The sequence below is a fragment of the Nocardia elegans NBRC 108235 genome (genome assembly GCF_001612845.1).
In the GTDB taxonomy this organism is placed as follows: Bacteria; Actinomycetota; Actinomycetes; order Mycobacteriales; family Mycobacteriaceae; genus Nocardia; species Nocardia nova.
The window spans coordinates 315,645-340,892 of sequence record NZ_BDBF01000001.1 but is presented as its reverse complement, the minus strand read 5'-3'; the positions used below and the strand labels follow the sequence as shown (position 1 = coordinate 340,892).

General features: G+C 67.2%; 27 protein-coding genes. 18 read left to right on the top strand and 9 right to left on the bottom strand.

Going from position 1 to position 25,248, the window contains the following annotated elements; genetic code table 11:
* Positions 1-10 precede the first annotated feature (10 nt).
* Positions 11-1,060 carry a CobW family GTP-binding protein gene (locus NE2_RS01635; protein ID WP_063023129.1) on the top strand — a complete coding sequence of 350 codons (1,050 nt, stop codon included), beginning with the start codon at positions 11-13 and terminating at the stop codon, positions 1,058-1,060.
* Here NE2_RS01635 and NE2_RS01630 read toward each other — a convergent pair.
* Positions 1,048-2,043: an LLM class F420-dependent oxidoreductase gene (locus tag NE2_RS01630; protein ID WP_233429611.1), complete on the bottom strand. Its 996-nt coding sequence runs from the start codon at positions 2,041-2,043 to the stop codon at positions 1,048-1,050. The two genes, NE2_RS01635 and NE2_RS01630, sit on opposite strands and share 13 nt — an antisense overlap.
* A 3-nt stretch (positions 2,044-2,046) precedes the next feature.
* Between NE2_RS01630 and NE2_RS01625 the strand changes: the two genes are divergently transcribed.
* Positions 2,047-2,508, top strand: a complete 462-nt coding sequence (locus NE2_RS01625; RefSeq protein WP_030515653.1) for a MarR family winged helix-turn-helix transcriptional regulator — start codon at positions 2,047-2,049, stop codon at positions 2,506-2,508.
* Between the two features lie 9 nt (positions 2,509-2,517).
* On the opposite strand, the gene NE2_RS01620 is transcribed toward NE2_RS01625, so the two are convergent.
* From NE2_RS01620 to NE2_RS01610, 3 genes are all read right to left on the bottom strand, one after another.
* Complete coding sequence (locus NE2_RS01620; protein ID WP_063023125.1) at positions 2,518-2,943, bottom strand: molybdenum cofactor biosynthesis protein MoaE; 426 nt, start codon at positions 2,941-2,943, stop codon at positions 2,518-2,520.
* Positions 2,936-3,952, bottom strand: a complete 1,017-nt coding sequence (moaCB, locus tag NE2_RS01615) for a bifunctional molybdenum cofactor biosynthesis protein MoaC/MoaB (RefSeq protein WP_063023368.1) — start codon at positions 3,950-3,952, stop codon at positions 2,936-2,938. The genes NE2_RS01620 and moaCB overlap by 8 nt, the downstream gene beginning before the upstream one ends.
* Before the next feature lie 86 nt (positions 3,953-4,038).
* Positions 4,039-5,241 carry a molybdopterin molybdotransferase MoeA gene (locus tag NE2_RS01610; protein ID WP_063023123.1) on the bottom strand — a complete coding sequence of 401 codons (1,203 nt, stop codon included), beginning with the start codon at positions 5,239-5,241 and terminating at the stop codon, positions 4,039-4,041.
* Positions 5,242-5,512: 271 nt separating this feature from the next.
* Here NE2_RS01610 and moaA point away from each other — a divergent pair, with 271 nt between their 5' ends.
* Entirely contained in the window at positions 5,513-6,571 is a 1,059-nt protein-coding gene (gene moaA / locus NE2_RS01605) for a GTP 3',8-cyclase MoaA (protein ID WP_063023121.1), read from the top strand.
* Positions 6,564-6,806, top strand: coding sequence for a MoaD/ThiS family protein (locus NE2_RS01600; protein WP_063015665.1), 243 nt, complete (start codon positions 6,564-6,566; stop codon positions 6,804-6,806). Before moaA ends, NE2_RS01600 begins: the two co-directional genes overlap by 8 nt.
* Positions 6,807-6,841: 35 nt before the next feature.
* Here the strand turns inward: NE2_RS01600 and nadE are convergent, their stop codons facing one another.
* Together nadE and NE2_RS01590 are read right to left on the bottom strand one after the other, a co-directional pair.
* Positions 6,842-7,684, bottom strand: a complete 843-nt coding sequence (gene nadE / locus NE2_RS01595) for an NAD(+) synthase (RefSeq protein ID WP_063023114.1) — start codon at positions 7,682-7,684, stop codon at positions 6,842-6,844.
* A gap of 9 nt (positions 7,685-7,693) precedes the next feature.
* Entirely contained in the window at positions 7,694-8,311 is a 618-nt protein-coding gene (locus NE2_RS01590; RefSeq protein ID WP_195050421.1) for a TetR/AcrR family transcriptional regulator, read from the bottom strand.
* 218 nt (positions 8,312-8,529) lie between these two features.
* Here NE2_RS01590 and NE2_RS01585 point away from each other — a divergent pair, with 218 nt between their 5' ends.
* The 7 genes from NE2_RS01585 (at position 8,530) to NE2_RS01555 (ending at position 15,680) form a co-directional block, all read left to right on the top strand.
* Complete coding sequence (locus NE2_RS01585) at positions 8,530-9,093, top strand: NAD(P)H-dependent oxidoreductase (RefSeq protein ID WP_063023364.1); 564 nt, start codon at positions 8,530-8,532, stop codon at positions 9,091-9,093.
* A gap of 171 nt (positions 9,094-9,264) precedes the next feature.
* Positions 9,265-9,387: a type B 50S ribosomal protein L36 gene (gene ykgO / locus NE2_RS01580; RefSeq protein ID WP_036504093.1), complete on the top strand. Its 123-nt coding sequence runs from the start codon at positions 9,265-9,267 to the stop codon at positions 9,385-9,387.
* Positions 9,388-9,865: 478 nt separating this feature from the next.
* Positions 9,866-10,099, top strand: a complete 234-nt coding sequence (locus NE2_RS01575) for a redoxin NrdH (RefSeq protein ID WP_063023112.1) — start codon at positions 9,866-9,868, stop codon at positions 10,097-10,099.
* A 48-nt stretch (positions 10,100-10,147) separates the two neighbouring features.
* Positions 10,148-10,651, top strand: coding sequence for a class Ib ribonucleoside-diphosphate reductase assembly flavoprotein NrdI (gene nrdI / locus NE2_RS01570; protein WP_051756104.1), 504 nt, complete (start codon positions 10,148-10,150; stop codon positions 10,649-10,651).
* 59 nt (positions 10,652-10,710) lie between these two features.
* Positions 10,711-12,792: a class 1b ribonucleoside-diphosphate reductase subunit alpha gene (gene nrdE, locus NE2_RS01565; RefSeq protein ID WP_228831517.1), complete on the top strand. Its 2,082-nt coding sequence runs from the start codon at positions 10,711-10,713 to the stop codon at positions 12,790-12,792.
* A 362-nt stretch (positions 12,793-13,154) separates the two neighbouring features.
* Positions 13,155-14,708 (top strand): magnesium transporter, encoded by a 1,554-nt coding sequence (mgtE, locus tag NE2_RS01560; protein ID WP_233429610.1) that lies wholly within the window; start codon positions 13,155-13,157, stop codon positions 14,706-14,708.
* Positions 14,709-15,011: 303 nt separating this feature from the next.
* Positions 15,012-15,680, top strand: coding sequence for an alpha/beta fold hydrolase (locus NE2_RS01555; RefSeq protein WP_063023108.1), 669 nt, complete (start codon positions 15,012-15,014; stop codon positions 15,678-15,680).
* Between the two features lie 91 nt (positions 15,681-15,771).
* Here NE2_RS01555 and NE2_RS01550 read toward each other — a convergent pair whose 3' ends face one another.
* Positions 15,772-16,170 carry a GNAT family N-acetyltransferase gene (locus tag NE2_RS01550; protein ID WP_063023106.1) on the bottom strand — a complete coding sequence of 133 codons (399 nt, stop codon included), beginning with the start codon at positions 16,168-16,170 and terminating at the stop codon, positions 15,772-15,774.
* 288 nt (positions 16,171-16,458) lie between these two features.
* On the opposite strand from NE2_RS01550, the gene nrdF reads away from it, so the two are divergent.
* Positions 16,459-17,421 carry a class 1b ribonucleoside-diphosphate reductase subunit beta gene (nrdF, locus tag NE2_RS01545; RefSeq protein WP_030515669.1) on the top strand — a complete coding sequence of 321 codons (963 nt, stop codon included), beginning with the start codon at positions 16,459-16,461 and terminating at the stop codon, positions 17,419-17,421.
* Positions 17,422-17,442: 21 nt separating this feature from the next.
* The gene (locus NE2_RS01540; RefSeq protein WP_084493676.1) at positions 17,443-17,715 is read left to right on the top strand and encodes a MerR family transcriptional regulator; all 273 of its coding nucleotides are present in this window, start codon (positions 17,443-17,445) and stop codon (positions 17,713-17,715) included.
* Here the strand turns inward: NE2_RS01540 and NE2_RS01535 are convergent.
* The gene (locus tag NE2_RS01535; protein ID WP_167356687.1) at positions 17,709-18,275 is read right to left on the bottom strand and encodes a P-loop nucleotide/nucleoside kinase family protein; all 567 of its coding nucleotides are present in this window, start codon (positions 18,273-18,275) and stop codon (positions 17,709-17,711) included. The genes NE2_RS01540 and NE2_RS01535 overlap by 7 nt on opposite strands.
* A gap of 89 nt (positions 18,276-18,364) precedes the next feature.
* Between NE2_RS01535 and NE2_RS36535 the strand changes: the two genes are divergently transcribed.
* Positions 18,365-18,871 (top strand): hypothetical protein, encoded by a 507-nt coding sequence (locus tag NE2_RS36535; protein ID WP_174553895.1) that lies wholly within the window; start codon positions 18,365-18,367, stop codon positions 18,869-18,871.
* Between the two features lie 17 nt (positions 18,872-18,888).
* On the opposite strand, the gene NE2_RS01525 is transcribed toward NE2_RS36535, so the two are convergent.
* The gene (locus NE2_RS01525) at positions 18,889-19,965 is read right to left on the bottom strand and encodes an ABC transporter substrate-binding protein (RefSeq protein ID WP_063023100.1); all 1,077 of its coding nucleotides are present in this window, start codon (positions 19,963-19,965) and stop codon (positions 18,889-18,891) included.
* Positions 19,966-20,164: 199 nt separating this feature from the next.
* Between NE2_RS01525 and ctaD the strand changes: the two genes are divergently transcribed.
* The 4 genes from ctaD (at position 20,165) to NE2_RS01505 (ending at position 25,213) form a co-directional block, all read left to right on the top strand.
* Positions 20,165-21,901, top strand: a complete 1,737-nt coding sequence (gene ctaD / locus NE2_RS01520; RefSeq protein WP_062963242.1) for an aa3-type cytochrome oxidase subunit I — start codon at positions 20,165-20,167, stop codon at positions 21,899-21,901.
* Positions 21,902-22,121: 220 nt separating this feature from the next.
* On the top strand, positions 22,122-23,375 hold the full coding sequence (gene serB, locus NE2_RS01515) for a phosphoserine phosphatase SerB (protein ID WP_036524710.1): 1,254 nt from the start codon (positions 22,122-22,124) through the stop codon (positions 23,373-23,375).
* Complete coding sequence (locus tag NE2_RS01510) at positions 23,375-24,190, top strand: peptidyl-tRNA hydrolase (RefSeq protein ID WP_063023098.1); 816 nt, start codon at positions 23,375-23,377, stop codon at positions 24,188-24,190. The genes serB and NE2_RS01510 overlap by 1 nt, the downstream gene beginning before the upstream one ends.
* Before the next feature lie 192 nt (positions 24,191-24,382).
* Positions 24,383-25,213, top strand: a complete 831-nt coding sequence (locus NE2_RS01505) for an ABC transporter ATP-binding protein (RefSeq protein WP_063015655.1) — start codon at positions 24,383-24,385, stop codon at positions 25,211-25,213.
* Positions 25,214-25,248 lie beyond the last annotated feature (35 nt).

Sequence of the window (25,248 nt, the reverse complement as noted above, 5' to 3'; positions counted from 1 at the left end):
GCTCGGCCGAATGGATCGGCGCATACCTGTTCTGGTGGTCGCGGGATTTCTGGGAGCCGGTAAGACCACGCTGCTGAACCATCTGCTGCGGCGACGCGAGGCCCGGATCGGCGTCGTGGTCAACGATTTCGGCGCGGTGAATATCGACGCCATGCTGGTCGCGGGCCAGGTGGACGCCATGGTCTCGCTGGGCAACGGCTGCGTGTGCTGTGCGGTGGACGTGACCGAACTCGACGAGATGTTCGCCCGGCTCGCGGAGCCGCGCCACGGCATCGATGTGATCGTGGTGGAGGCCAGCGGCCTCGCCGAACCTCGCAACCTGATCCGCATGGTCATCGGCAGCGACAATCCGCGCATTCGCTACGGCGGCTTGATCGAGGTCGTGGACGCCGAGCATTTCGACGACAGCCGCGCCCGCCATCCCGAACTGACCACGCATCTGCGCCTGGCCGACCTGATCGTGCTGAACAAGGCCGACCGGGTGCCGGCCGCGCGGCTGGACGACCTGCGCGCGGAGATCGAGGGAATCGCTGCGGGGGTGCCGGTCTATGCCACCGCGCACGGCCGCATCGATCCGCCGCTGCTGTTCGACGTTCCCGAACGCGGCGAATCGACGGTCGCGCGGCAGTTGTCGTTCGACGAACTGCTCGACGATCACGACCACGACGCGCCCGGACACCGCCATCTGCACGACGGCTACGACAGCGTATCGTTCACCACCGCAACCGATCTCGATCCGCGCCGCCTGGTCGGATTCCTGGAGGATCCGCCGTCGGGCCTGTTCCGCGCCAAGGGCGCCACCGCGTTCGGCGTGCGCGGTGAGAACCGGAAGTTCCTGCTGCACATGGTCGGCCGGCATGTGGTCTTCGAGCCGGCCGCGTGGTCGCGCGGTGAGACCCGCGAAACCCGGCTGGTACTCATCGGATCGGGTCTGGACGCGGACTCCGCGGCGGCACGGCTGCACGCCACCGCTCACACCGGACCCGAACCGCTGGACGAGCAGGCATTGCTGCCGGTGTGGCGGTACGTGCCGAGGGGCGACTCGGATCAGAGCGCGTGAATCTCCGGTGCCATCTCGATGAGCCGTCGCAGGCGCGGCGGCGTCCAGGGCCCGTCCGGTCCGAGAATCGCGTGGTCTATGCCCGTGGCGGCCAGGGTCTTCAAGTGGTCCAGCGCCGGTCCGGGACCGGAGTCGATATCCAGGGCGGTGGTGACGGTCTTCTCGATCGTGGAATAGTCGCGGCCGATCTCGTCGCACTGGCGTCGCAGCACCGCGAGTTTGTGCGCGAGGTTGTCGGCGTAGCCGCTACCGGGAAGGTCGAACAGATTGCAGGCGTCGGCATATCGGGCCACCAGCGGCAGGGTTTTGCGTTCGCCACTGCCGCCGATCAGGATCGGCGGATGCGGGCGCTGGATCGAATTCGGTGAATTGAGCGGCCGCGCCAACTCGTAATGCTTTCCCCGATAGGGCGTCTCGTCCTCGCTCCACATGCGGTGTGCGATCTGCAGCAATTCCTCCAGTTGTTCGAAGCGCCGGGGCAGTCGCGGGAACGGAATACCCAGGCCCTCGGCCTCGAATGTGGTTCTCGGGCCCATCGGTTCCGGATCGAAGGGCGCGCCGGCGCCGACGCCGAAGATCAGGCGGCCGCCGCTGAGGACGTCGAGGGTTGTCGCGGATTTGATCAGCACGCCGGGATGGCGATACGGCACCGCCGTGACCAGCGTGCCGAGCCGGATACGGTCGGTGATGCCGGCGAGAAATCCCAGCGCGGCGTAGGCCTCGAGCATCGGCGACTCCGGCGGATGTCCGCTGATGCCGATCTGGAAGAAGTGGTCCATCACCCAGAGGCTGTCAATACCCGATGCGTCGGCCGCTTGCGCGAGTTCCGTGACCGCCGAACCGATTTCGCCGTTCGGGACGGGCCAGGAGAAGTCGGTGAGTGCGATGCCGATTTTCACGTAGATCTCCCGTTCAAAGTTATTAGCCGGGCAATGACTATAACGTGAGTCGGCTAACGAATACAATACCTCTACGCTGAACACACCATGACCGACGACGACTTCCAGACCGCGTTCTGGTCCACCAAACACGCCCTCGCGGTGGCGGCGGCGGCCGCCTACGCCCGGCACGGCGTGTACGAGGGCCAGCAGTTCATCCTGCGCCAGCTCTGGCAGGAGGACGGTCTGACGCCCGGTCAGGTGGCCAAACGGCTCGGCCTGGCGACGCCCACCGTCACCCGGGCGACCACCCGGATGGAAGCGGCCGGACTGGTCCGGCGCGAACCGCATCCGACCGACCGCCGACTGGTCCGCCTGCACCTGACCGCACGCGGGCGGGATCTGGAGCACGAGATCGAAGCCGAGAGCGCGCGATTGACCGAACGGGCGCTGACCTCGTTCAGCGCGGCCGAACGCGCCGCACTCTTCCGGGCGCTGCGCCGCATCGAGGCGAATCTCACCGAGTCCACACCGGCGGCCGAGGCGAATCCCGGCCCCGAGCCACGCTGACGTCGTGGCCTAGCCGCAGGCGTTGACCCACTCGGACATGCCGTCGGCGAACAGTTGGCGTTTCCAGATCGGGACCTCGTGCTTGATGCGGTCCACCAATTCCGCGCAGGTCTCGAAGGCCTCGCGGCGGTGCGGAGCGGCGACGGCCACCGTGATCGCCAGATCGCCGACCGTCAGCTCGCCCACCCGGTGAACCGCGGCGACCGGTAGGCCGGCGGACTTCCCGACCTCGGCGCACACCCGGGTCAAGAACTTCTGCGCCTCGGGGTGAGCCGAATACTCCAGGGCCGAAACCGCCTGTCCGCCATCGTGATTGCGGACCTTGCCGGTGAAGACGACGACCGCGCCGTATTCGGGGCCGGTGACCGCGCGCTCGACCTCCTCGGGTTGCAGCGGCTGATCGCTGATGCGGGTGAGCGGCGTGTACTCACTCATGGCGGCCTCCTCCGGCGACCTGGGCCAGCAGATGATCCAGCAACGGTTCCAGGACCGCGATCCCGTCGCGGACCCCGCCCGGCGAACCGGGCAGATTCACGACCACCGTAGTGCCGGACAGGCCCGCGACGCCACGGCTCAAGGCCGCCAACGGAAACGCGGCCGTACCGCGCCGGCGGATCGACTCGGCGACGCCCGGCAATTCCCGATCCAGCACCGCCAGCGTCGCTTCCGGGGTGGCATCGGAGGGCGAGGCGCCGGTCCCGCCGGTGGTGATCACCAGTCCCGGCGTGCCGTCGAGCGCGTCGCGCAGACCGGCCGCGATATCGGCATCGGCGTAGACCAGCGGTCCGCGCACCGAAAAGCCCAGTCCCGCAAGCCAGTCCGCCAGCACCGGACCGGTCTTGTCGACCCGGGTGCCGGCCGCGACGCCGGTCGAGGCCACGACCACGACCGCGGTCCGGGAGCCCTCGCCGGAGTGCGTCGCGTGGTGTACCGCATCGCTGTGGCGCCGGCCGGAGGGGCAGTGCGCGGTCGCGGGTGAATCAGCCGATACCGCGGCATCGTCGGACGATGCGAGATCGGGCCGCTCCCAATGGCCGCGCTTGCCACCGTCTTTCGTCAACAGGCGCACACCGTCGAGGACGGCCGCCGGATCCACCGCCTTCACCATGTCGTGCAGCGTGAGGCCGGCGATCGCGACCGCGGTGAGTGCCTCCATCTCGACGCCGGTGGGGCCCTTCGTCTTCGCTCGCGCTTCGATGGTGATGGCGGCCTCGGCGAAACCGAAGCGCACATCCACCGAGGACAGCGCCAGCTGATGGCACAGCGGAATCAGCTCCGAGGTCTTCTTCGCCCCCGAGATACCCGCGATGCGAGCCGTCGACAGCACATCGGCCTTCGGCAGGTCGTCCGCGCGCACCAGCGCCACCACCTCGGGCGTCGTCCGCAGCAGGCCGGCCGCGACCGCCACCCGTGTTGTCTCGGCCTTCGCACTCACATCGACCATGCGCGCCCGGCCTTCGGCATCGACGTGCGACAAGGTGCCGGCGTCGTCTTTCGACACGGCGCCGGATTCGGCATGGGACAGTTCGTTCACAGTTCGCGCACCCTCACCAGCGAACCGGCCGCCACCGTCGTGACCTCGGCCGGAATTTCGATCAGAACATCGGCCTGCGCCATCGCCGCCACGAGATGCGACCCGGGGCCCGACACCGAACGGACCCCCGCACCTTCGCGCCGGCCCCGCAGGAACTGCCGCCGACCCGCCGGGGACCGCACCGGATCCAGCAGCGCCACCTCGTAATTCGGCACCGGCGCCAACCCGCTCAGCTGCCGCAGGATCGGACGGGCGAACACCTCGAACGACACCATCGTGCTCACCGGATTGCCCGGGAAGCTCAGAATCGGAACCCCGTCGACCACACTGATGCCTTGCGGGCCGCCGGGCTGCACGGCCACCGAACCGAACTCGCCGCCGACCTCGGCCAGCACCTCCTTGACCACTTCGAAATCGCCCTGCGACACCCCGCCCGAAGTGAACACCACATCCGCGGCCGTCGTCGCGATCGACAACTTGCGGCGGAACTCGCCCGGATCGTCGCGGCTGTGCGAAACATCCACCACATCGATTCCGTTGGCGCCCAAGGCAGCAGCCAGCGCGATGCCGTTCGAGTTGTAGATCTGTCCGGGGCGCAACGCGACACCGGCCGACACCAGCTCGTCGCCCGTCGTCAGAACCGCCGCCCGGATCCGCCGCGCCACCGCGACCGAGCTGATGCCCACCGCCGCGAGCGCCGCGATCCGATGCGGCGACAACAACGACCCGGCCGCCACCAGCAGCTCACCTTGCCGAATGTCGGTTCCCGCCTCGCGCACGAAATCGCCTGCGTTGCGGCCGCGTTCGATCGACACGCCGCCGTCGACGGCGCGGGTGTCCTCCACCGGCACCACACAATCGGCGCCCGGCGGAATCGGCGCGCCCGTCATCACCTTGACCGCCGCACCGTCCGGCAACCGATCCGGGCCACCCTGACCGGCGGCCACCACACCGGCGACCGGCAGCGTCACGGGCGTCACCGCGACCGACTCGGCCCGGACCGCATATCCGTCCATCCCCGAATTGCGGAACACCGGCAGATCCAGCGGCGACCGCACATCCTCCGCCAGCATCCGGCCCCGCGCCCCGTGCATCGCCAATTGCTCCACGTGCCGCACTGCCAGCGGTCGCAGCAGCTGTTCGATCCGCTCCCGATGATCCTCGACGGACCGAGCCACAGTCTTGGCAGGCTGACTCATAGACGTCAGCCTAGCTGGGTCTTTGGCCTCCGCTTCGCTCCGGCGGGTCTCGGCCCCTTGGGCCTCGATTTTCACTCCTCCGCTCAGTCGCTGCGCTCCCTCGCTCCGTCGCTGCAAAATCGAGGCGGGCCGAGACCTTTGGGGTTCACCGTTGCGAGTGGGTGCGGACCGGGTGCTTGGCCTCCGCGTTCACCTGCTCGGGAGGTGCTCGGTCACCTCACAGGTGTGGACTTGCGGGACGTGAGGTGGGGGCGGCCCCCATAATGGAGGAGTGACCGTCGTTCTCATGGGGATTCCCGCCGTCCGGGGCGGGCGGCCCTCGCTGGACGGACGGCCCGATACGGAGCTGCTCGTCGACAAATTCGGGCGCACGGCCCGGGATCTGCGAGTGTCGATCACCGAGAAGTGCTCGTTGCGGTGCACCTATTGCATGCCGGAGGAGGGGTTGCCGGCCATCCCCGCGGACGAATTGCTCTCGGCCGCGGAGATCGTGCGGTTGGTGGAACTCGCGGTGCGGCGCCTGGGCATCCGCGAGGTGCGGTTCACCGGCGGCGAGCCGCTGATGCGGCGCGATCTCGAGCAGATCGTCGCCGGATGCCATGCCGCCGTTCCCGACACGCCGCTGGCGATGACCAGCAACGGCATCGGGCTGGAACATCGTGCGCGTGGGCTGGCGGCCGCGGGGCTCGGCCGGGTGAACGTCTCCCTCGATACGGTCGACCCCGCCGGATTCGCGCGGCTCACCCGCCGGGACCGGCTCGGCTCGGTGCTGACCGGCATCCGCGCCGCCCATGCCGCCGGTCTGTACCCGGTCAAGGTGAACGCCGTGCTGATGCGCGAAACCCTTTCCGGTGCGGTCGATCTGCTGCGATGGTGCCTGAACGAGGGATGCGAACTGCGGTTCATCGAGGAGATGCCGCTCGACGCCGACCACGAATGGGCACGCACCAATATGGTCACCGCGGCCGAGCTGCTCGACGTTCTCGGCGCGGCCTTCACCCTCACCGAGACCGGGCGTGCCGACCCCTCCGCCCCGGCGGAGACCTGGCTGGTGAACGGCGGTCCCGCCACGGTCGGCATCATCGCCTCGGTCACCCGCCAATTCTGCGGCGACTGCGACCGCACCCGCCTGACCGCCGACGGCATGGTCCGGTCCTGCCTGTTCAGCGACCAGGAATACGATCTGCGCTCCCTGCTGCGCGGCGGCGCGAGCGACGACGAACTGGCACAGCTGTGGCGCGGCGCGATGTGGAACAAATGGGCCGGGCACGGCATCGACGCCGCCGATTTCGTCCCCCCGGAACGCACGATGGGAGCCATCGGTGGTTGAGGTCAGATATTTCGCCGCGATCGCCGACGCGGTCGGCAAATCCAGCGAACATCTGGACCTGCCCGATACGGCAACGGTCGGCGACCTGCGGACGGCATTGCGCGCGGCCTACGGCGCCGATCTCGATCCGATGCTGAAGGTCTGCGCCTATCTGGTGGGCGAGGAACTCACCCGCGACGACAGCACCCCCCTCACCGCCCGCGTCGACGTACTACCGCCGTTCGCGGGCGGCTGATCAGCGCCCGTTTCTCGAGCGGTGGGCTCGGCCCCTCAGTTCTTCCACCAGGAGTCGAGCGGCGACACCGGCACCGTCCGCTTGTGCCGGGTGTTGCAGTAGATCGTCTCGACGCGCTCCGCCACCTCCGGCGCCACGTCCTTGCCCTCGAGATAGTCGTCGATCTGGGCGTACTTCAGGCCGAGCGCCTCCTCGTCCGGCAGCGCCGGGCGATCGTCTTCGAGGTCGGCGGTGGGCACCTTCTCCCACAGGCTCGGCGGAGCGCCCAATTCCTGCAGCAATGCCGCACCCTGGCGCTTGGTCAGTCCGGTCAGCGGAGTGATGTCGACGCCGCCGTCGCCGTGCTTGGTGAAGAACCCGGTGACCGCCTCCGCCGCGTGGTCGGTGCCGACGACCACGAGATTCAACTGCCCCGCGATCGCGTACTGGATGATCATCCGTTCGCGCGCTTTGATGTTGCCGCGCACGAAATCACGCAGCTCGGTCTCGTGTCCGAGCAGTTCGCGCACGCCCTCGGCGGTCGCGGCCGCCACCGCGTCGGCGCCGGGCTTCACATTGACCTCGACCACATGGTCCGGGCCGATGAAATCCAGCGCCCGCCGCGCGTCGTCGGCATCGGCCTGTGTGCCGTAGGGAAGCCGGACCGCGACGAACGTCGCCTCCTGTCCCCGGGCGCGCAACTCGTCCACGGCCAGCTGGCACAGTTTGCCGGTGAGCGAACTGTCCTGACCACCGCTGATGCCGAGAACGAAACCCGTTGCCGGCGTGGAACTCAAATAGTCGGCCAGGAATTCGACGCGGCGCCGCACCTCGACCTTCGGTTCGATCTCGGCCGCGACACCCAATTCGGCGATGATCTGTTCGCGCAGGTTCCCCATGCGGTCACTCTACTGGGCGGGTGCCACCAGTGCGCGCACCACGTTTTCCCAGTGGTCGGCGATCTGTTCGGGCCGATAACCGAGGACCCGCAGCTGATGCAGCACCAGGCCGGCGTCGAGGATCGCGAGCAGTGTGTCCGCCGTCAGCGCGATATCGCCGTTCACGTCGAGCTGCCGAAGCAACAGCGACACATGGGTTTTCGAGATGTTGTACGGCGCGCTGGCGTAGCGGCCGGATTCGTCGGCGGCGCGGCGCATTTCGCCCTCCACCTCGATGCCGGCCAAACGGGCGCGACCGTAGGCGATCAGCCGCTGCAGCGGCGGGGCGCCCGGGCCCAGCGGCGGCGGCCCGAACATGAACGCCGCCTGCAGTTTCTGCTCGGACTGGTCGAGCAGCGCCAGCATGAGACCGGCCCGGTTGCCGAACCGGCGGAATACGGTGCCCTTGCCGACGCCCGCGCGCTTGGCGACCGCGTCCATCGTGACGCCGTCGGCGCCGAACTCGCGGACCAGCTCCTCGGCGGCGTCGAGCAGCAACTGCCGGTTGCGTACGGCATCGCTGCGCTCGGAGTGTTCGGCTACCGGCAGCGCGGTGGTGAGTGCGGTCGGCGGGAGGTCGACGGCCACGGCCTCGAGTGGCAGCGCGCCTGGGCGCGGCGCGGCGGCGAAGGCCGGATCCGTGGCGCACGGATCGGACGAATGGGACGAATTCGACGGCGTCGAATCGGGAGTGTCGCAGTTCACAGTTCGTTTACCCCATGACCCGGGAATGAAAGCGGACCGTAGTCCGGTTATCGTGTCGTGACAGCGGAAGCCACCGCCGCCCCACCGCACAAGGAGTGATCATGTCACAGACTCGCATCCTGGCTCTCGTCGGCAGCTTGCGCGCCGGTTCGATCAACCGGCAGCTGGCCGAGGCTGCCGCCCAGACCGCACCGGAAGGTGTCGAGGTCGATATCTACGACGGTCTCGGAAATGTTCCGTTCTACAACGAGGACATCGACGTACCGGGTCGGGTGCCGGCGCCGGCGCAGGCGCTGCGTGACGCCGTCGCCGCCGCCGACGCCCTGGCGCTGTTCGTCCCCGAATACAACGGAACGATCCCGGCCGTGCTGAAGAACGCGATCGACTGGGCCTCGCGGCCCTACGGCGCCGGTTCGATCAAGGACAAGCCGGTCGCCGTGATCAGCGCCTCGATCAGCCAGAACGCCGCGAAGTGGGCGCACGGCGACACGGTGAAGGCGGTCGGTGTGGCCGGTGGCACCGTCGTGGAGAGCGCGCACCTGCACTTCGGCACCATCGGCCAGCGCTTCGGCGAGGCGCATCCGCGCGACGACGCCGAGGCTCTGACCCAGCTCGCCGCCGCGGTCACCGAACTGGTCGCCGCGCGGGAATCGGTCAACGCCTGAGCGTGAGACGGTAACCGGCTCGAGCTGTTCCGAGGGGCCGCACCCGATGGTGCGGCCCCTCGGTGGCGTCGGGGGCCATCGGCCGAGAGGGGCGGCGACGTGACCGGCGTCCTAACACTCTCGCCGCCCACCTCTATAGGATATGAAAACCATTTCCAACAGGAGGTCGTGATGAAGGTCCGGAATTCACTGCGTTCACTCAAGGACAAGCCGGGCGCTCAGGTGGTGCGACGCCGTGGCAAGACCTATGTGATCAACAAGAAGGAGCCGCGGTTCAAGGCCCGCCAGGGCTGATCCGGCTCGGCTGCGACACACCGAAGTAGCCGCCGAATGCCGCGTTCGTTCCCCGGAACGGGCGCGGCATTCGGTCGTTTCGGATGTGCCGAAGCGGGCCTGTTGGGATCCCTGTGACCGATGTGACCAGAGGTGGTATTGGGTTTGCTGGGAGAGAGCTGCGACATGAAATCGTGATCTGCGCCACTGTCGTGTCGGGTTGCGAATCGACTGTCCTGGTACTTACGGCCGTCGAATTTCATCTTTGTGGTTCGCAACATGTCGTGTTGTATGAATCTGTCGGCCACTAGGTGTAGTGTCTACGGCACTGGAAGGGGAGACGGATTCCGAGCCGATCACGGCACTGTGATCACCGGTGGTGCCCCTACTTCCAGGGGTTTGCGCAGTACCAGATGGATCGTGCTCAGTACGGATGCTCACAGCAGATGGCGTACCGATTCAAGGCTGCATCGGATAAGGCAAGGAGAGAGGGTCACCCATGAGTATCACGGTCTACACCAAGCCCGCTTGTGTCCAGTGCAACGCCACCTACCGCGCGCTCGACAAAGCCGGTGTGGAGTACGAGGTCGTCGATATCTCCGAGAACCCCGATGCCCGCGACTATGTGATGGCGCTGGGATATCTGCAGGCCCCCGTCGTCGTCGCCGGCGACGAGCACTGGTCCGGTTTCCGTCCGGACCGCATCAAGTCCCTGGTGACCGCCGCGGCCTGATCCGCTCCGGTCACCGTTCGTCCGACGAGCAGAGTAAGGGGGAGTGGGATGGCTGGGTTGTCCGGGGAAGGAACCCAATCGACGCCCGCTCTGGTCTACTTCTCGAGCGCGTCGGAGAACACGCACCGCTTCGTCGAACGGCTGGGTTTGCCGGCCGTTCGCATTCCGCTCCACACCGCCGATTCGCTGCGCGTCGACACGCCCTATGTGCTGATCTGCCCCACCTACGGTGGCGGCCGGCACGTGTTCGACGCGCAGCGCGGCGAGGGGGCAGCCGGTCGCTCGGACAAGGAATTCGTCCCCAGGCAGGTGGCGAAATTTCTCAACGATCCGCATAATCGTGCGCTGTTGCGTGGGGTGATCGCGGCCGGCAACACGAACTTCGGCGATACGTATTGCTATGCGGGAGAGGTCATCTCGCGCAAATGCGGGGTGCCGTACCTGTATCGCTTCGAACTGATGGGAACCGCCGAGGACGTCGAGCGCGTCCGAGAGGGATTGGGATTGTTTTGGCAACGACAACAGCACCGGCCGGAAAGACGGCCCGCCTAGAGCGCCCGGTCAGCACCGAGACCTCGACCGAGGGCCTGGACTACCACGCGCTCAACGCGATGCTGAATCTGTACGGACCCAACGGTGAGATCCAGTTCGACAAGGATGTCGCCGCCGCCCGGCAGTACTTCCTGCAGCATGTCAACCAGAACACCGTCTTCTTCCACAACCTGGACGAGAAGCTCGACTACCTCGTGGAGGAGAACTACTACGAGCCCGAGGTTCTCGACCAGTACAGCCGCGCGTTCGTCAAGAAGCTGTTCCAGCAGGCCTACGCCAAGAAGTTCCGGTTCCCCACCTTCCTCGGCGCCTTCAAGTACTACACGTCCTACACGCTCAAGACCTTCGACGGGAAGCGGTATCTGGAGCGGTTCGAGGACCGGGTCTGCATGGTCGCGCTGACCCTGGCCGCCGGCGACGAGATCCTCGCCCAGCAGCTGGTCGAGGAGATCATCGACGGCCGCTTCCAGCCGGCCACCCCGACGTTCCTGAACTCGGGCAAGAAGCAGCGCGGCGAACCGGTCTCGTGCTTCCTGCTGCGCATCGAGGACAATATGGAGTCCATCGGGCGCTCCATCAACTCGGCGCTGCAGCTGTCCAAGCGCGGCGGCGGAGTCGCGTTGCTGCTCAGCAACATTCGCGAGCACGGCGCGCCGATCAAGAAGATCGAGAACCAGTCCTCCGGCGTCATCCCCATCATGAAGCTGCTCGAGGACTCCTTCTCCTACGCCAATCAGCTCGGCGCGCGTCAGGGCGCCGGCGCGGTGTACCTGCACGCGCACCACCCCGACATCTACCGCTTCCTCGACACCAAGCGGGAGAACGCGGACGAGAAGATCCGCATCAAGACGCTCTCGCTGGGTGTGGTGATCCCCGACATCACCTTCGAGCTGGCGAAGAAGAACGAGGACATGTACCTGTTCTCGCCCTACGACGTCGAGCGCATCTACGGCGTGCCGTTCGCCGACATCAACGTCACCGAGAAGTACTACGAGATGGTCGACGACAAGCGCATCCGCAAGTCGAAGATCAACGCCCGCGAGTTCTTCCAGACCATCGCCGAGCTGCAGTTCGAATCCGGTTACCCCTACATCATGTTCGAGGACACGGTGAACCGGGCCAACCCGATCAAGGGCAAGATCACCCACTCCAACCTGTGCTCGGAGATCCTGCAGGTCTCCACGCCGTCGGTGTTCAACGACGACCTGTCCTACGCGAAGGTCGGCAAGGACATCTCCTGCAACCTGGGCTCGCTCAACATCGCCAAGGCGATGGACTCACCGGATTTCGGGCAGACCATCGAGGTCGCGATCCGGGCGCTGACCGCGGTCTCGGATCAGACCCACATCTATTCGGTGCCCTCGATCGAGCAGGGCAACAACGAATCCCACGCCATCGGCCTCGGCCAGATGAACCTGCACGGGTATCTGGCGCGCGAGCGGGTCCACTACGGATCCGAAGAAGGTGTGGACTTCACCAATATCTACTTCTACACCGTCGCCTACCACGCGGTGCGGGCCTCCAACAAACTCGCCATCGAGCGCGGCACGGCCTTCGGCGGATTCCCCGAATCCAAGTACGCCAGCGGCGAATACTTCGACAAGTACACCGAACAGGCATGGGAGCCGAAGACCGATCGTGTGCGGGAGATCTTCGCCGAAGCGGGCGTGCACATCCCGACCCAGGAGGACTGGCTCGAGCTGAAGGCCTCGGTCATGGAGCACGGCATCTACAACCAGAACCTGCAGGCGGTGCCGCCGACCGGGTCGATCTCCTACATCAACCACTCCACCAGCTCGATTCATCCGGTGGCGTCGAAGATCGAGATCCGCAAGGAAGGCAAGATCGGCCGCGTCTACTACCCGGCGCCCTACCTGACCAACGACAATCTCGAATACTTCGCCGACGCCTACGACATCGGCTACGAGAAGATCATCGACACCTACGCCGCGGCCACCCAGCACGTGGACCAGGGCCTGTCGCTGACCCTGTTCTTCAAGGACAGCGCCACCACCCGCGACGTCAACAAGGCCCAGATCTACGCCTGGCGCAAGGGAATCAAGACCCTGTACTACATCCGCATCCGGCAGATGGCCTTGGAGGGGACCGAGGTGGAGGGCTGCGTCAGCTGCATGTTGTGAGGATTGCGCAACGGGCGCCCCGGTTCCGGCCGGGGCGCCCATTCGTAGTTCGACGGTGTGTCCTGGTTTTCGCGGTTCGGCGCGGCGGCGGTTGGGGGTGTACCCTGCATGCGGGCGCTGTGCGTCCGGGCGATGACCAGGCGACGATGCAGGTCATCGGGGTGCCGGGAGGGCATCCGAAATTCTCTGACGGTGTAGTGCGGGCGATGAGGAGGTGGGTGGCTGTGCGTAGCGAACCCCCGAGTCGAAGGCCGCGCGGCGCCGTCCTCCTGTTCTGCCGGTAGAGCTTTCGGTGGCGAGGTCGGTGCCTCGCGGTGTGATCCGTGATCCCGTACCCACTCGCAGTATGCCGAGGTTCTGTCATGTCGACCGATCTGTTCTTTGCCGCGCCCGCACGCCCGGATGTCCCGGATGAGGGTCGTTCGGCCACCGAGTCCGGGCTGTACACCGCCGGAGCGGAAGCTGGTCGAGCGTCTGCCGACGAGAAACACGCCACCGAAGCGGGTGTGCACGACAGGTGTGCCGCCGGCGCGAGCGGACACGACGCTGCCGGCACGGCGGAAACGGCTGTCGCCGAACAGCATTCGGATCACATCTCGCTCCGCGACCTCATCGACGACCGCCGCGTCGACGCCGCGCTGACCTGGCTGGACGACCACGCCCCGCACCGGATCGCCGACGAACTCGCGCGCATGGACGCCGTGCACGCCGGCATCGCGTTCCGGCTGCTGGACAAGGACCGCGCACTGGCGGTGTTCGAGGAGCTCGAGCCGGTGGACCAGCAGCAGATCCTGTCCGGGATGCGTGATCAGAGCTTCCGGGAACTGGTGGAGGGGATGGACCCCGACGACCGCGCACGGATGCTGCGCGAGGCCCCCGCGACGGTCGCCAAGAAGGTGCTGGCCGGGCTGAGCCCGCGCGAACGGCGGATGACCGCGGCGCTGCTCGGCTATCCCGAGGGTTCGGTCGGTCGCTACATGACCCCGGAAGTCGTTGCGCTGCACTGTGATCTGACCGTCGAACAGGCGCTGCGGGTGGTTCGGGCCAAGGGCGCGCACGCGGAGACGGTGTACACCCTGCCGGTGGTGGACGGCGGTCGTCGGCTCACCGGCGTGGTCGAGATGCGAGAACTGGTTCTCAGCGATCCGGAGACGATGCTGACCGAACTCGTCGTCACCGCACCGGTTTTCGCCCGCGCGACCGACGCCGCGGAGAAGGCCGCGCGGCTCATGCGCGCGACCAACCTGATCAACCTGCCGGTCGTCGACAGTGAGGACCGGCTGGTCGGACTGCTGACCATCGATGACGCGGTCGAGGTCATCGAGGCCGCCGACAGTGAGGATGTGGCGCGGCAGGCCGGCGCCAGCCCGTGGTCCGGGCACTACATGGCCGCCGGTGTGTTCCAGCTGGCCCGCTACCGCGCGATGTGGTTGCTGTTGCTGCTGGTCGCGGCCACCCTGACGGTCACGGTGACCGACGCGTTCGAGGCGACGCTCGCCCAGGCCGCGCATCTCGCGTTGTTCATTCCGCTCCTGATCGGCGCGGGCGGCAATGCCGGTGCGCAGGCAGCGACCTCGTGTGTGCGGGCATTGGCCGTGGGGGAGGTGCGGGTGTCGGATCTGCTGAAGGTCATCTGGCGTGAATGCCGGGTCGGTCTGGTGCTGGGGTCGATGCTCGCGGTGGTCGGCATGGTGATCGGCGCGGCATTCGTCGGCGCGCAGATCGCGCTGGTCGTCGGCATCACCCTGGTGCTCATCTGTGGCTGGGCCGCGACCATCGGCGGCACAATGCCGTTGCTGGCCAAGAAGTTGCGCATCGACCCGGCGGTGATCTCCGCGCCCATGGTGACGACGCTGGTCGATGCGACCGGGCTGGTCATCTACTTCACGACGGCGAAGCTCGTCCTCGGCATCTGAGTCGGGACCGCGGGCGACGGTGCAGTCCGCTGTCGACTGCGGCCGTCCATGATGCTCGCCGGGGGTACCCGTCGCCGGGGCGTGGTCGCACGAGTGATGCGGGGCGCTCGAGATGGGGCGAAACCGATTCGGCGGCAATGCTTTACGGTACGTCGTGAATGACCGGGCGACGTTGGCGGCGAACAGGTACTGGATGGCTTTCTCTCGGTAGCAAGCCACCCTCCCAGCCGGTGAGACTGTCTCCACGCGAAGTGATTCCGAGGTGGCGGCCTCGATGCCGCAGTGGGAGAGAAGGAAAAGCGCATGACGACATATGTTCTGGTGCCCGGCGGGTGGAAGGGTTCCTGGTCGTTCGAGACGGTGGTTCCGCTGCTGGAGCGCGCCGGTCATATCGTCCACGCCCTGACCCTGACCGGTCTGCGGCCGGACGACGATGTCGCGACGGTCGCGACCGCCAACCTCGACACCCACGCCGACGACGTCGTGCGGTTCATCGACCGCGCCCACCTGACCGATGTGACGCTGGTCGGGCACAGTTACGGCGGGATGGTGATCGCCGCTGCCGCCGACCGTGCCGGCGGCCGAATCTCCCGCCTGGTGCATCTGGACGCGTACGTCCCCCGTGACGGCGAATCGTGCTGGTCGGCGATGAACGACTATTTCCGGCATGTGATCGCCGACGGCGCCGCGACCACCGGTTATGCCGTTCGCCCACCGGGCAACGGCGATCCGCGCCGCCGCCCCCACCCCCTCGCCTCGTTCCTGCAAACAATCCGGCTCACCGGTGCATTCGCCCGAGTTCCCCGCCGGGAGTTCGTCTACTGCTCGGGCTGGGAAGACCGCACCCCGTTCGCCGAACAGCGCACCCGGCTCGAAACCGACCCCGGGTGGGTGGTCCACGACCTCCCCACCGGCCACGATGCCATGCACGAGGCTCCGGAGGCAGTCGCCGAACTGCTGCTGAGCGAGTGAAGTATGCACACATCGTGGATGCGTTCGGACACCTGGATCAACATTCCGAGCTGTAATCGCTCGTGTCCGGGATGATCGAGAGCCATCCGCGTCAGTTCAGTCGTAGGAGGCCGGCGTCGGTGGCTCCGAAACCGCATGCATCGCGGTAGAAACTGTGCAGATGTGGTTCGTAATCGACGTGGAGCCATTCGATTCCGAGTTCGCGCAGGTCGCCGAGCAGGGCGTCCACCAGGTCGGATCCGATGCGCCGCCGACGGAGATCCGGGGCGACCGCGGTGTCGAGGAGGAACGCGTGGTTGCCACCGTCCCACACCGCGTGCACGAACCCGACGAGTCGAGCACCCACGAACGCGCCGACCCATGACCGGCTGTGCCGTTCCAAGCGCGCCTTCCAGGGCACCACGGTCCGGTCACCGCCGAATGCATCCGCGTGCAGCCGCGAGAGGGCCTCGTCGTCGACGGCGAAACGTATGCGGAGATCAACGGTCATGAGGCATCCTCTCGGAGCAAGTGGCGCGATGAACCGGGGGCGTCGTCCCGGCATTGGATCGCTATAGCAAACTCCCGGCATCATTGCTGCGATCATGGCGGCGGCAGTAGCCTGTGTATCGCGCGCTCGTCATTCGCTCTCGGCCGCGGTGTGGAACTTCCCACCCCGGAACGCATTTGCCCAGGACATGGGAGACACAAGCCCTTGTGCTGTGCTGAGCGGCGGCCCACTAGGAGTAGTGTCCGAGCGTACAATGACCGGCGAAGCGGGAAGGGTGAGTGAGCGGGCGTGAAGCTGATCGATCGAGTGTCTGCGATCAACTGGAATCGGGTGCCCGACGAGAAGGATGCCGAGGTCTGGGACCGGCTCGTCGGCAACTTCTGGTTGCCGGAGAAGGTTCCGGTGTCCAACGACATTCCGTCGTGGAACACGCTGAACGCGCACGAGAAGCAGTTGACCATGCGCGTGTTCACGGGTCTGACCCTGCTGGACACCATTCAGGGCACGGTCGGCGCGGTGAGCCTGATTCCGGACGCGCGCACCCCGCACGAAGAGGCGGTGCTGACCAATATCGCGTTCATGGAGTCGGTGCACGCCAAGAGTTACAGTTCCATCTTCTCCACGCTGTGCTCCACCCGTGAGATCGACGACGCCTTCCGCTGGTCGGAGGAGAACCCGAATCTGCAGCGCAAGGCCGAGATCGTGCTCGAGTACTACCGGGGCGACGAGCCGCTCAAGCGCAAGGTGGCCTCCACGCTGCTGGAAAGCTTCCTGTTCTACTCCGGCTTCTACCTGCCGATGTACTGGTCCTCGCGCGCCAAGCTCACCAACACCGCCGACCTGATCCGGCTGATCATCCGCGACGAGGCCGTGCACGGCTACTACATCGGCTACAAGTATCAGAAGGGCCTCGAGGACCTTACTCAGCCCGAGCGCGACGAACTCAAGAACTACACCTTCGAGTTGTTGTTCGAGCTGTACGAGAACGAGGTCGAATACACCCAGGACCTCTACGACGAGGTCGGCCTCACCGAGGACGTCAAGAAGTTCCTGCGCTACAACGCCAACAAGGCGCTGATGAACCTCGGCTACGAGGGTCTGTTCCCGCGCGACGAGACCGACGTCAACCCGGCCATCCTGTCGGCGCTGTCCCCGAACGCCGACGAGAACCACGACTTCTTCTCCGGCTCCGGTTCCAGCTACGTCATCGGCAAGGCGGTCAACACCGAAGACGAGGACTGGGAGTTCTGAACTCGGCTCGCTCATGAAGGGCTGACGATCGGCGCGCCGGCCGAGCGGACGGGGCTGACGGTCAAGGCGATTCGGTTCTACGCGGATCGGGGGATCGTGGCGCCGACCGGCCGTAGTCGCGGCGGATATCGGCTCTACGATGCCGAGGCCTCCGCACGCCTGGAACTGGTGCGAACGCTACGAGAACTCGGCGTCGACCTCGCGACGATCGGGCAGGTGCCGGCCCGCGAAACCTCGATCGCGGAGGTGGCGGGCGCGCACGGCGCGCAGCCCCCCGACTCCTCCGCTCATTGATCGCGGAAAGCCGAGAAAGGGCCGCCGTGGGTTAGCGGCTCACCGGCAACCCGGTGGATCTGCGCGGCGAGCGCGGTGTAATCGACGGTCCGGGTGGTGTCGATCGTGACGGTGGGCGTCAGTCCGAGCGGTGCGGCTTCCCGGGCCCATCGGTCCCACTGCGTACCGAGGCGCTGGGCGTCGTGATAGAAGCCGGGGCGGCGCCGGCTCGCATACCGGGTCCTCGCCACCGACGGTGGTACGTCGCACCAGATTTCGACGGCCCGGTCCGCGCCCGCCTTCTCGATACCGGCGCGGGCGAATTGTGTGTCTCGTGGTGCGAACCACCAAGAATCGATGACGACCGAGGTGGGACTGGTTCGCGCCAGCGACCACACCGCGTCCATCGCGACACCGCCCAGATCCGGAAGACCGGCGGGATCCTCGACGCAGGTCGCCAACGCTTCCTTGACCGTGTCCTTCGAGAGGAATCGGGCGCGCAAGACCGGTGCCAGCGCCTGGCCTACGGTTGATTTGCCGGCGCCCGGAAGGCCGTTCACCAGCACGAGAAGTTTGCCCATCCGCCCCATCATGACGTGCCCGGACGACGCGTGGCCCCGATGTGGTGGGGTGGGTGTCGATCGGGCCGACCGCTCGGTATTATTCGAATATGTGTTCGAGTTCCGGGGGTGTGTCGTCGGAGGGGGCGGGCGATGGGTTCTCCGGCCGGGCGCCGCGACGGCTTCCGGACGGTGTTCCGCGGACCGAGGGGACCGAACCGCAGCTGCGGTATCCGAACGAGACCGGCTATTACTACCGGGTGCTCGTGCAGCCGCCGAAACCGGTGTGGGTGCGGTTGGATGCGATTCTCATCCGGGATCCGGGCGCGCCCCGGCACGTCAACGGGGCGGGGCTGGATATGACGGGGGAGCGGCCGGGGACATTGACCCACTGGGTGCCCTCGTTCAGTGGCGACTGGCTGGGCCGGGTGAATTTCTCGGTCTGTTATGCGGACGGGCGGACGCCGCTGCACCTGACCGACCAGTTGGTGCCGGCCTACGCATTGCGTCCGCGGGCGGCAACCGACGATCCGCGCCGCACCCCGGCGAGCCGGCCGGCGAAACCGTCGGATGCCGACGAGCGGATAGCCGGTGAACCGGGCCCCGAGCTGCGATGAACCGGTACGCCGCTCGCTCAGTCGGTGACGTACCCGTTCAGCGTCTTGCGCAGGTCGTCGAGGATCGCCCGCGCGGCGGTGAGCCCGGAACCGTGCCAGAGGTCGTCCTCGACGGCGAAATCGCGCTTGTCGGCGACGGCGCCGAGCTCTTTCCAGTCGTCGCCCTTCATGATTGATTCGCCGTGGCTCTGACCGTCGGGGCCGTCGAACATCAGATAGATGATGTCGCCCTCGATCTTGTTGCGGTCGCTTTCGGTGGCGAGGCTGTCCACGGTGAACGAGCGATCGCGCTGGGCGCCGGGTCGCTGCACACCGGCGTCGGCGAGCACCTGCCCCGCGAACGTGTCGGTGCCCTGAACCTGAATGTCCTTGGGGGAGAAGCGGATCACCGATGCCTGCGAGAAATTGGCCGCGATCGAGGCTCCGGTTTCGCGGGCGTACGTGCGGTAGTCCGCGAGCGCCTTCGCGCCGGCCGAACCGCGGCCCAGGGCGTCGGTGTAGGCGGTGAAATCGTCCTGCCATCCGCGGTGGTCGACCAGCACGGTCGGGGCGACCCCGCGCAACGCGGCGAGATCCCCGTCACCCGCGGCGCCCAGGATCAGATCAGGTTGCAGCGCGGAGATTTTCGCCGGGTCCACCGCCCCGGAGGTCCCCACGCTCGGGATCTTCAGCACGCCGGTGCCCAGATAGTTCGGTTGCGGCGCCGGGCCGGGTTGCGTGGTCGCGCCGACGACCCGCTCCCACAGGCCCACGGCGCAGACCGCGTCCAGCGCCGCGGTGTCCAGGACGACAATGCGTTTCGGATCCGCGGGCACCTGGGTGCCCGCCACCGTGCGGGTGCCCGACGCCTGATCGGGGGCGGTGGGCAGGGCGCAGGCGCGGGTGGTGTCGCGCTCGATGCCGACCACGCTCGCACCGGCGATATTCGTGGTGGTCCGGACGATCGAACTCGATGCGTCGTCACCCCCGGTGCCGCACCCGGTGACCAGAGCGACCACCGCGCCGACGGCCGCACCGCCGAGCGAGAGCCGGCGCGCACTGGTGCGCTTGCGGGTCTTGGGCTTTCGGGTGGAGACGCGTTCGCTCACCGGCATGCAGCGTAGGGTACATGCGCCCGTGTGCAGGGTCGTTGCGGCACCGTCCGCGCGGCGAATACGACACAGAGTAGGACCCCGTCGGACGCCTGCGACGCCACGGTTTACGATGCCTCTAGCGCAAGCCACCGTCGTTTCGTCATGCGCCGGAACGCACGAGCGTGCGAAACGAGCAGAAGGCACACCTTCAGGAGGATCAGTGACTGCTGTAGAGCCCCAGCCAGTCCCCAAGCTGGAAGCGACACGGCCGTATCCGGCACGACTGGGCCCGAAGGGTTCGTTCATCTACAAGGCCGTCACCACCACGGACCCCAAGGTCCTCGGTGTGATGTACCTGGTGACCGCGATGTCGTTCTTCATGATCGGCGGCCTGATGGCCCTGCTGATGCGTGGTGAGCTCGCTCGTCCGGGTCTGCAGTTCCTGTCGCCGGAACAGTTCAACCAGCTGTTCACCATGCACGGCACGATCATGCTGCTGTTCTATGCGACCGCGATCGTGTTCGGCTTCGCCAACATCGTGCTGCCGCTGCAGATCGGCGCGCCCGACGTCGCCTTCCCGCGTCTGAACGCGTTCAGCTACTGGCTGTACCTGTTCGGCGCGACCATGGCGACCGCGGGCTTCATCACCCCCGGTGGCGCCGCCGACTTCGGCTGGACCGCCTACACCCCGCTGTCGGACATCGTGCACTCCCCGGGTGTCGGCGGCGACCTGTGGATTCTGGGTCTGGCCGTTTCCGGTCTGGGCACCATCCTCGGTGGTGTCAACATGCTGACCACCGTCGTCTGCCTGCGCTGCCCCGGTATGACCCTGTTCCGGATGCCGATCTTCACCTGGAACATCGCCGTCACCAGCGTTCTGATCCTGCTGGCCTTCCCGCTGCTGACCGCCGCGCTGATGGCGCTGGCCTACGACCGGCACCTGGGCGGCCACATCTACGACCCGGCCACCGGCGGTTCGCTGCTCTACCAGCACCTGTTCTGGTACTTCGGCCACCCCGAGGTGTACATCATCGCGCTGCCGTTCTTCGGCATCGTGTCCGAGATCTTCCCGGTCTTCAGCCGTAAGCCGATCTTCGGTTACACCACCCTGGTCTACGCGACGCTGGGCATCGCGGCGCTGTCGATCGCGGTGTGGGCGCACCACATGTACGCCACCGGCGCGGTGCTGCTGCCGTACTTCTCGTTCATGACCTTCCTGATCGCGGTTCCGACCGGTGTGAAGTTCTTCAACTGGATCGGCACCATGTGGAAGGGGCAGCTGACCTTCGAATCACCGATGTTGTTCTCGGTCGGCTTCCTGGTCACGTTCCTCTTCGGTGGTCTGTCGGGCGTCATCCTGGCCAGCCCGCCGCTGGACTTCCACGTGTCCGACACCTACTTCGTGGTCGCGCACTTCCACTACGTGCTCTTCGGCACCATCGTGTTCGCCACCTTCGCCGGTATCTACTTCTGGTTCCCGAAGATGACCGGCCGCATGTTGGACGAGCGCCTGGCGAAGTGGCACTTCTGGGCGACCATGGTCGGCTTCCACACCACCTTCCTGGTGCAGCACTGGCTGGGTAACGAGGGCATGCCGCGTCGTTACGCGGACTACCTGCCGACCGACGGTTTCACCGCGCTGAACACCGTCTCCACGATCGGCGCCTTCATCCTCGGTGCCTCGACGCTGCCGTTCATCTGGAACGTCTTCAAGAGCTACCGCTACGGCGAGGTCGTGACCGTGGACGATCCGTGGGGCTACGGCAACTCCCTCGAATGGGCGACCACCTGCCCGCCGCCGCGGCACAACTTCTACGAACTGCCGCGGATCCGGTCCGAGCGTCCGGCATTCGAGCTGCACTACCCGCACATGGTGGAGCGCATGCGGGCCGAGGCCCATGTGGGCTGGGGCTCGAAGTCCCATCACGTGGCCGAGCTCGAGAAGGTGTCGAGCTAGTACCCCGCTTCGAAGAGAGCAGTCCCGGCGCGGCGGCCGTCCAGTGCGACGGCCGCCGCGTTCGGCGTTTCGGGGGTGCCGCGCCGGGTCGGCGGTGCGGCAGTGACCCCGGCGACCGGTGCGCGCCGGTGGCCGCACCCGACCTGAGAGAATGTCTGCTGGCCGTCGCGGACCGCGATCGCCGCGGAAGTGGAGCTGTGACGAAGAGATGGAGTTGCGCGTGGGCACGTCCGAGTCCGATCGTGGCACTGCCACCGAGACGACGGTGCTGATCACGGTCACCGGACCCGATAAACCGGGCGTGACCTCGGTGCTGCTGGCGGCGCTGTCCCGGCACGGCGTGAGCCTGCTGGATGTGGAGCAGGTCGTGATCCGGGGCCGGCTGACCCTCGGTGTGCTGGTGACGAGTCCGGGCGATCCGGAGGATCTGCAGGATCAGCTCGAGGACGCGATGGCGACCGTCGGCATGCAGGTCGACGTCGAGATCGGCGCCAATTCGGTCTCCGGGGCGCCGCTGTCCACACACGCGGTGGTGGTGCTCGGCAGCCCGGTGACCGCTCGCGCGTTCAGCACCATCGCGCGCACACTGGCCGCCCAAGAGGTCAACATCGACTCCATCCGCGGTATCGCCGACTACCCGGTGACCGGTCTCGAGCTGATGGTCACCGCACCGCCCACCGAGGACGCGCTGGCCGAAACCCGTCTGCGCACGGCGCTGGCCGAGGTCGCCGCGAAGGAGAAGGTGGACGTCGCCGTCGAGCGCGCGGGGCTGGCCCGGCGGGCGAAGCGGCTCATCGTCTTCGACGTCGACTCCACCCTCATCCAGGGCGAGGTGATCGAGATGCTGGCCGCCCACGCCGGTGTCGAGGAGGAGGTCCGCAAGGTCACCGAGGCCGCGATGCGCGGGGAGATCGACTTCGCCGAATCGCTGCGTCAGCGTGTCGCCACCCTCACCGGACTGGACGAAACGGTGATCGATCAGGTCGCCGAGCGAATTGAGCTGACCCCCGGCGCGCGGACCACCATTCGCACCCTGCGCCGCCTCGGATTCCGGTGCGGTGTGGTTTCCGGCGGATTCCGTCAGGTGATCGAACCGCTGGCGCACGAGCTGGAACTGGATTTCGTCCACGCCAATACCCTCGAGGTGGTCGACGGCAAGCTGACCGGTCAGGTCATCGGCGAGATCGTCGACCGGCCCGGAAAGGCGGTGGCGCTGCGGCGTTTCGCGGCCGAGGCGGGCGTGCCGATGGAACAGACCGTCGCGGTCGGCGACGGGGCCAACGACATCGACATGCTCAACGCCGCCGGCCTCGGTATCGCCTTCCAGGCCAAGCCCGCGCTGCGGGAGGTCGCCGACACCGCGTTGTCGCATCCGTTCCTGGACGCGGTGTTGTTCATCCTCGGGGTCACCCGCGACGAGGTCGAGGCCGCGGACGCCCGCGATGGTCTGCTGCGCCGAGTGCCGCTGAGCTGATGACCGAACCCGAGATCGACGCGTCCGAGGGCGCCGCACCGCCACTGCTCCTGGATTCGGGTTTCCGCGCCCGGCATGCGGAATTGGCGCTCGGTTACGGGGGCGGTGGCGATCCGGACGATCCAGCGCAGGTGCAGGCGATGCAGATGGTGCTGCACATACCGAAAGCCGAACCGCCGCGACGCAGTGCGGTACTGGAGGCGGCGGCCGCCGCGGCCGTGGCGCTCTGCCTGGACCCGCGGGTGGGTCCGGACGGTGAGTGGCAGGACCGCTATCTCGCGTGGAAGCGCTCGCGTATTCGGAAGGTCGCGCGCCGGGCCCGGGGCGCGCAGTGGCTCGCGGCCAACGAGGTGGACGGTGTCACGCTCGAGGTGGACGGCGCCGAGGCTCGCGCGCTGGTGCCCGGTCCGGTCGGCGACATCGACCAGCGTATTCGCAAACTGCAGATCGGCGGCACCGATCTCGAATCGGACGAGCCCGGTCCCGCGGACCCGGAACTGCCCGTGCTGTGGGTGAATTCGGCCCTGAGCATGACCGTGGGCAAGGCAGCGGCGCAGGTCGGTCACGCGAGCATGTTGCTGGCCGGTGCGCTTCCGGTGGAACAAGCCTTCGCCTGGGCGCAGCGTGGATTCCGCTGCGCCGTCCGGGATGCGGAGCCGGATCTCTGGGCCCGCCTGTGCGCCCGAGTGAACGGTGGCGACGGGCCCGAGACGATCGCCGCCGTGCGGGATGCCGGGTTCACCGAAGTCGCCCCCGGATCGATGACGGTGATCGCGGTGGCGCCGCCGATGAGCCCGCTCGACGACGCGGCATAGCGCGGCGCGACCACCCACCGCACCGAGCCGAGGCCCGGCGTGCCGTGGCGTGTCGAGCGCCGTAGGGTGCTCAAACGTGCGGAATGTCACTGCGGCAATGGCCGATTCGGATCGTGGGGGAGCGGGTGGCCGACTATGACGGATAGCGTGCACACCGACCACGTTGGCAACGGATCGAGCGCGTCGGCAAAGATGGAGCTCGTGCCGCAACCGGATCCCGATCTGCTCATCGATTTCAACGAGGTGACCGTCCGGCGTTCGGGCCATACCCTGGTGGGTCCCGTCACCTGGCAGGTGGAGCTCGACGAACGCTGGGTCGTCCTCGGCCCCAACGGCGCCGGTAAGACGTCGCTGCTGCGGATGGCCGCCGCCGAGCTGTATCCGACCTCGGGGTCGGCCACGCTGCTGGGCGAAGTGCTCGGCAAGACCGACATCAGCGAGCTGCGGCCGCGCATCGGACTGTCGTCGGCGGCGGTGGCCAGCCGGATCCCGGTGGACGAGAAGGTGTCCGATCTGGTGGTGTCGGCGGGGTACGCCGTGATGGGCCGCTGGCGCGAGCGCTACGACGATGTCGACACCGACCGCGCCGTCGATATCCTGGAAAGCCTGGGCGCCGAACACCTTTCCGACCGCGCCTACGGAACCCTGTCCGAGGGCGAACGCAAACGCGTTCTCATCGCCCGCGCTCTGATGACCGATCCCGAACTGCTGCTGCTCGACGAACCGGCCGCCGGGCTCGATCTGGGGGGCCGCGAGGAACTGGTCGAGCAACTGGGCGATCTGGCCGCCGACCCGGATGCTCCGGCGACTGTGCTGGTCACCCATCACGTCGAGGAGATTCCGCCCGGCTTCACCCACGCGCTGCTGCTCAACGAGGGCGATGTGATCGCACAGGGCCTGCTCTCGGACGTGCTGACCGCCGAGAACCTCAGCGAGGCCTTCCGCCAGTCCATCGCCCTCGATCGCATCGACGGACGGTATTTCGCGCGGCGCTCGCAGCGTTTCGGCCGCCACCGCGCCTGAGCTGGTTCCCCGGCGCCTGTTCCCGCAGTGCGCAC

Bases quoted from the DNA above. Each gene is read 5' to 3' on its own strand.
- NE2_RS01635 (WP_063023129.1), top strand. From the start codon at position 11: ATGGATCGGCGCATACCTGTTCTGGTGGTCGCGGGATTTCTGGGAGCC.
- NE2_RS01625 (WP_030515653.1), top strand. From the start codon at position 2,047: ATGACCGACGACGACTTCCAGACCGCGTTCTGGTCCACCAAACACGCC.
- NE2_RS01620 (WP_063023125.1), bottom strand. From the start codon at position 2,943: ATGAGTGAGTACACGCCGCTCACCCGCATCAGCGATCAGCCGCTGCAA.
- moaCB (WP_063023368.1), bottom strand. From the start codon at position 3,952: ATGGTCGATGTGAGTGCGAAGGCCGAGACAACACGGGTGGCGGTCGCG.
- NE2_RS01610 (WP_063023123.1), bottom strand. From the start codon at position 5,241: ATGAGTCAGCCTGCCAAGACTGTGGCTCGGTCCGTCGAGGATCATCGG.
- nadE (WP_063023114.1), bottom strand. From the start codon at position 7,684: ATGGGGAACCTGCGCGAACAGATCATCGCCGAATTGGGTGTCGCGGCC.
- NE2_RS01585 (WP_063023364.1), top strand. From the start codon at position 8,530: ATGTCACAGACTCGCATCCTGGCTCTCGTCGGCAGCTTGCGCGCCGGT.
- ykgO (WP_036504093.1), top strand. From the start codon at position 9,265: ATGAAGGTCCGGAATTCACTGCGTTCACTCAAGGACAAGCCGGGCGCT.
- NE2_RS01575 (WP_063023112.1), top strand. From the start codon at position 9,866: ATGAGTATCACGGTCTACACCAAGCCCGCTTGTGTCCAGTGCAACGCC.
- nrdI (WP_051756104.1), top strand. From the start codon at position 10,148: ATGGCTGGGTTGTCCGGGGAAGGAACCCAATCGACGCCCGCTCTGGTC.
- nrdE (WP_228831517.1), top strand. From the start codon at position 10,711: ATGCTGAATCTGTACGGACCCAACGGTGAGATCCAGTTCGACAAGGAT.
- mgtE (WP_233429610.1), top strand. From the start codon at position 13,155: ATGTCGACCGATCTGTTCTTTGCCGCGCCCGCACGCCCGGATGTCCCG.
- NE2_RS01555 (WP_063023108.1), top strand. From the start codon at position 15,012: ATGACGACATATGTTCTGGTGCCCGGCGGGTGGAAGGGTTCCTGGTCG.
- NE2_RS01550 (WP_063023106.1), bottom strand. From the start codon at position 16,170: ATGACCGTTGATCTCCGCATACGTTTCGCCGTCGACGACGAGGCCCTC.
- NE2_RS01535 (WP_167356687.1), bottom strand. From the start codon at position 18,275: ATGGGCAAACTTCTCGTGCTGGTGAACGGCCTTCCGGGCGCCGGCAAA.
- NE2_RS36535 (WP_174553895.1), top strand. From the start codon at position 18,365: ATGTGTTCGAGTTCCGGGGGTGTGTCGTCGGAGGGGGCGGGCGATGGG.
- NE2_RS01525 (WP_063023100.1), bottom strand. From the start codon at position 19,965: ATGCCGGTGAGCGAACGCGTCTCCACCCGAAAGCCCAAGACCCGCAAG.
- NE2_RS01510 (WP_063023098.1), top strand. From the start codon at position 23,375: ATGACCGAACCCGAGATCGACGCGTCCGAGGGCGCCGCACCGCCACTG.
- NE2_RS01505 (WP_063015655.1), top strand. From the start codon at position 24,383: ATGGAGCTCGTGCCGCAACCGGATCCCGATCTGCTCATCGATTTCAAC.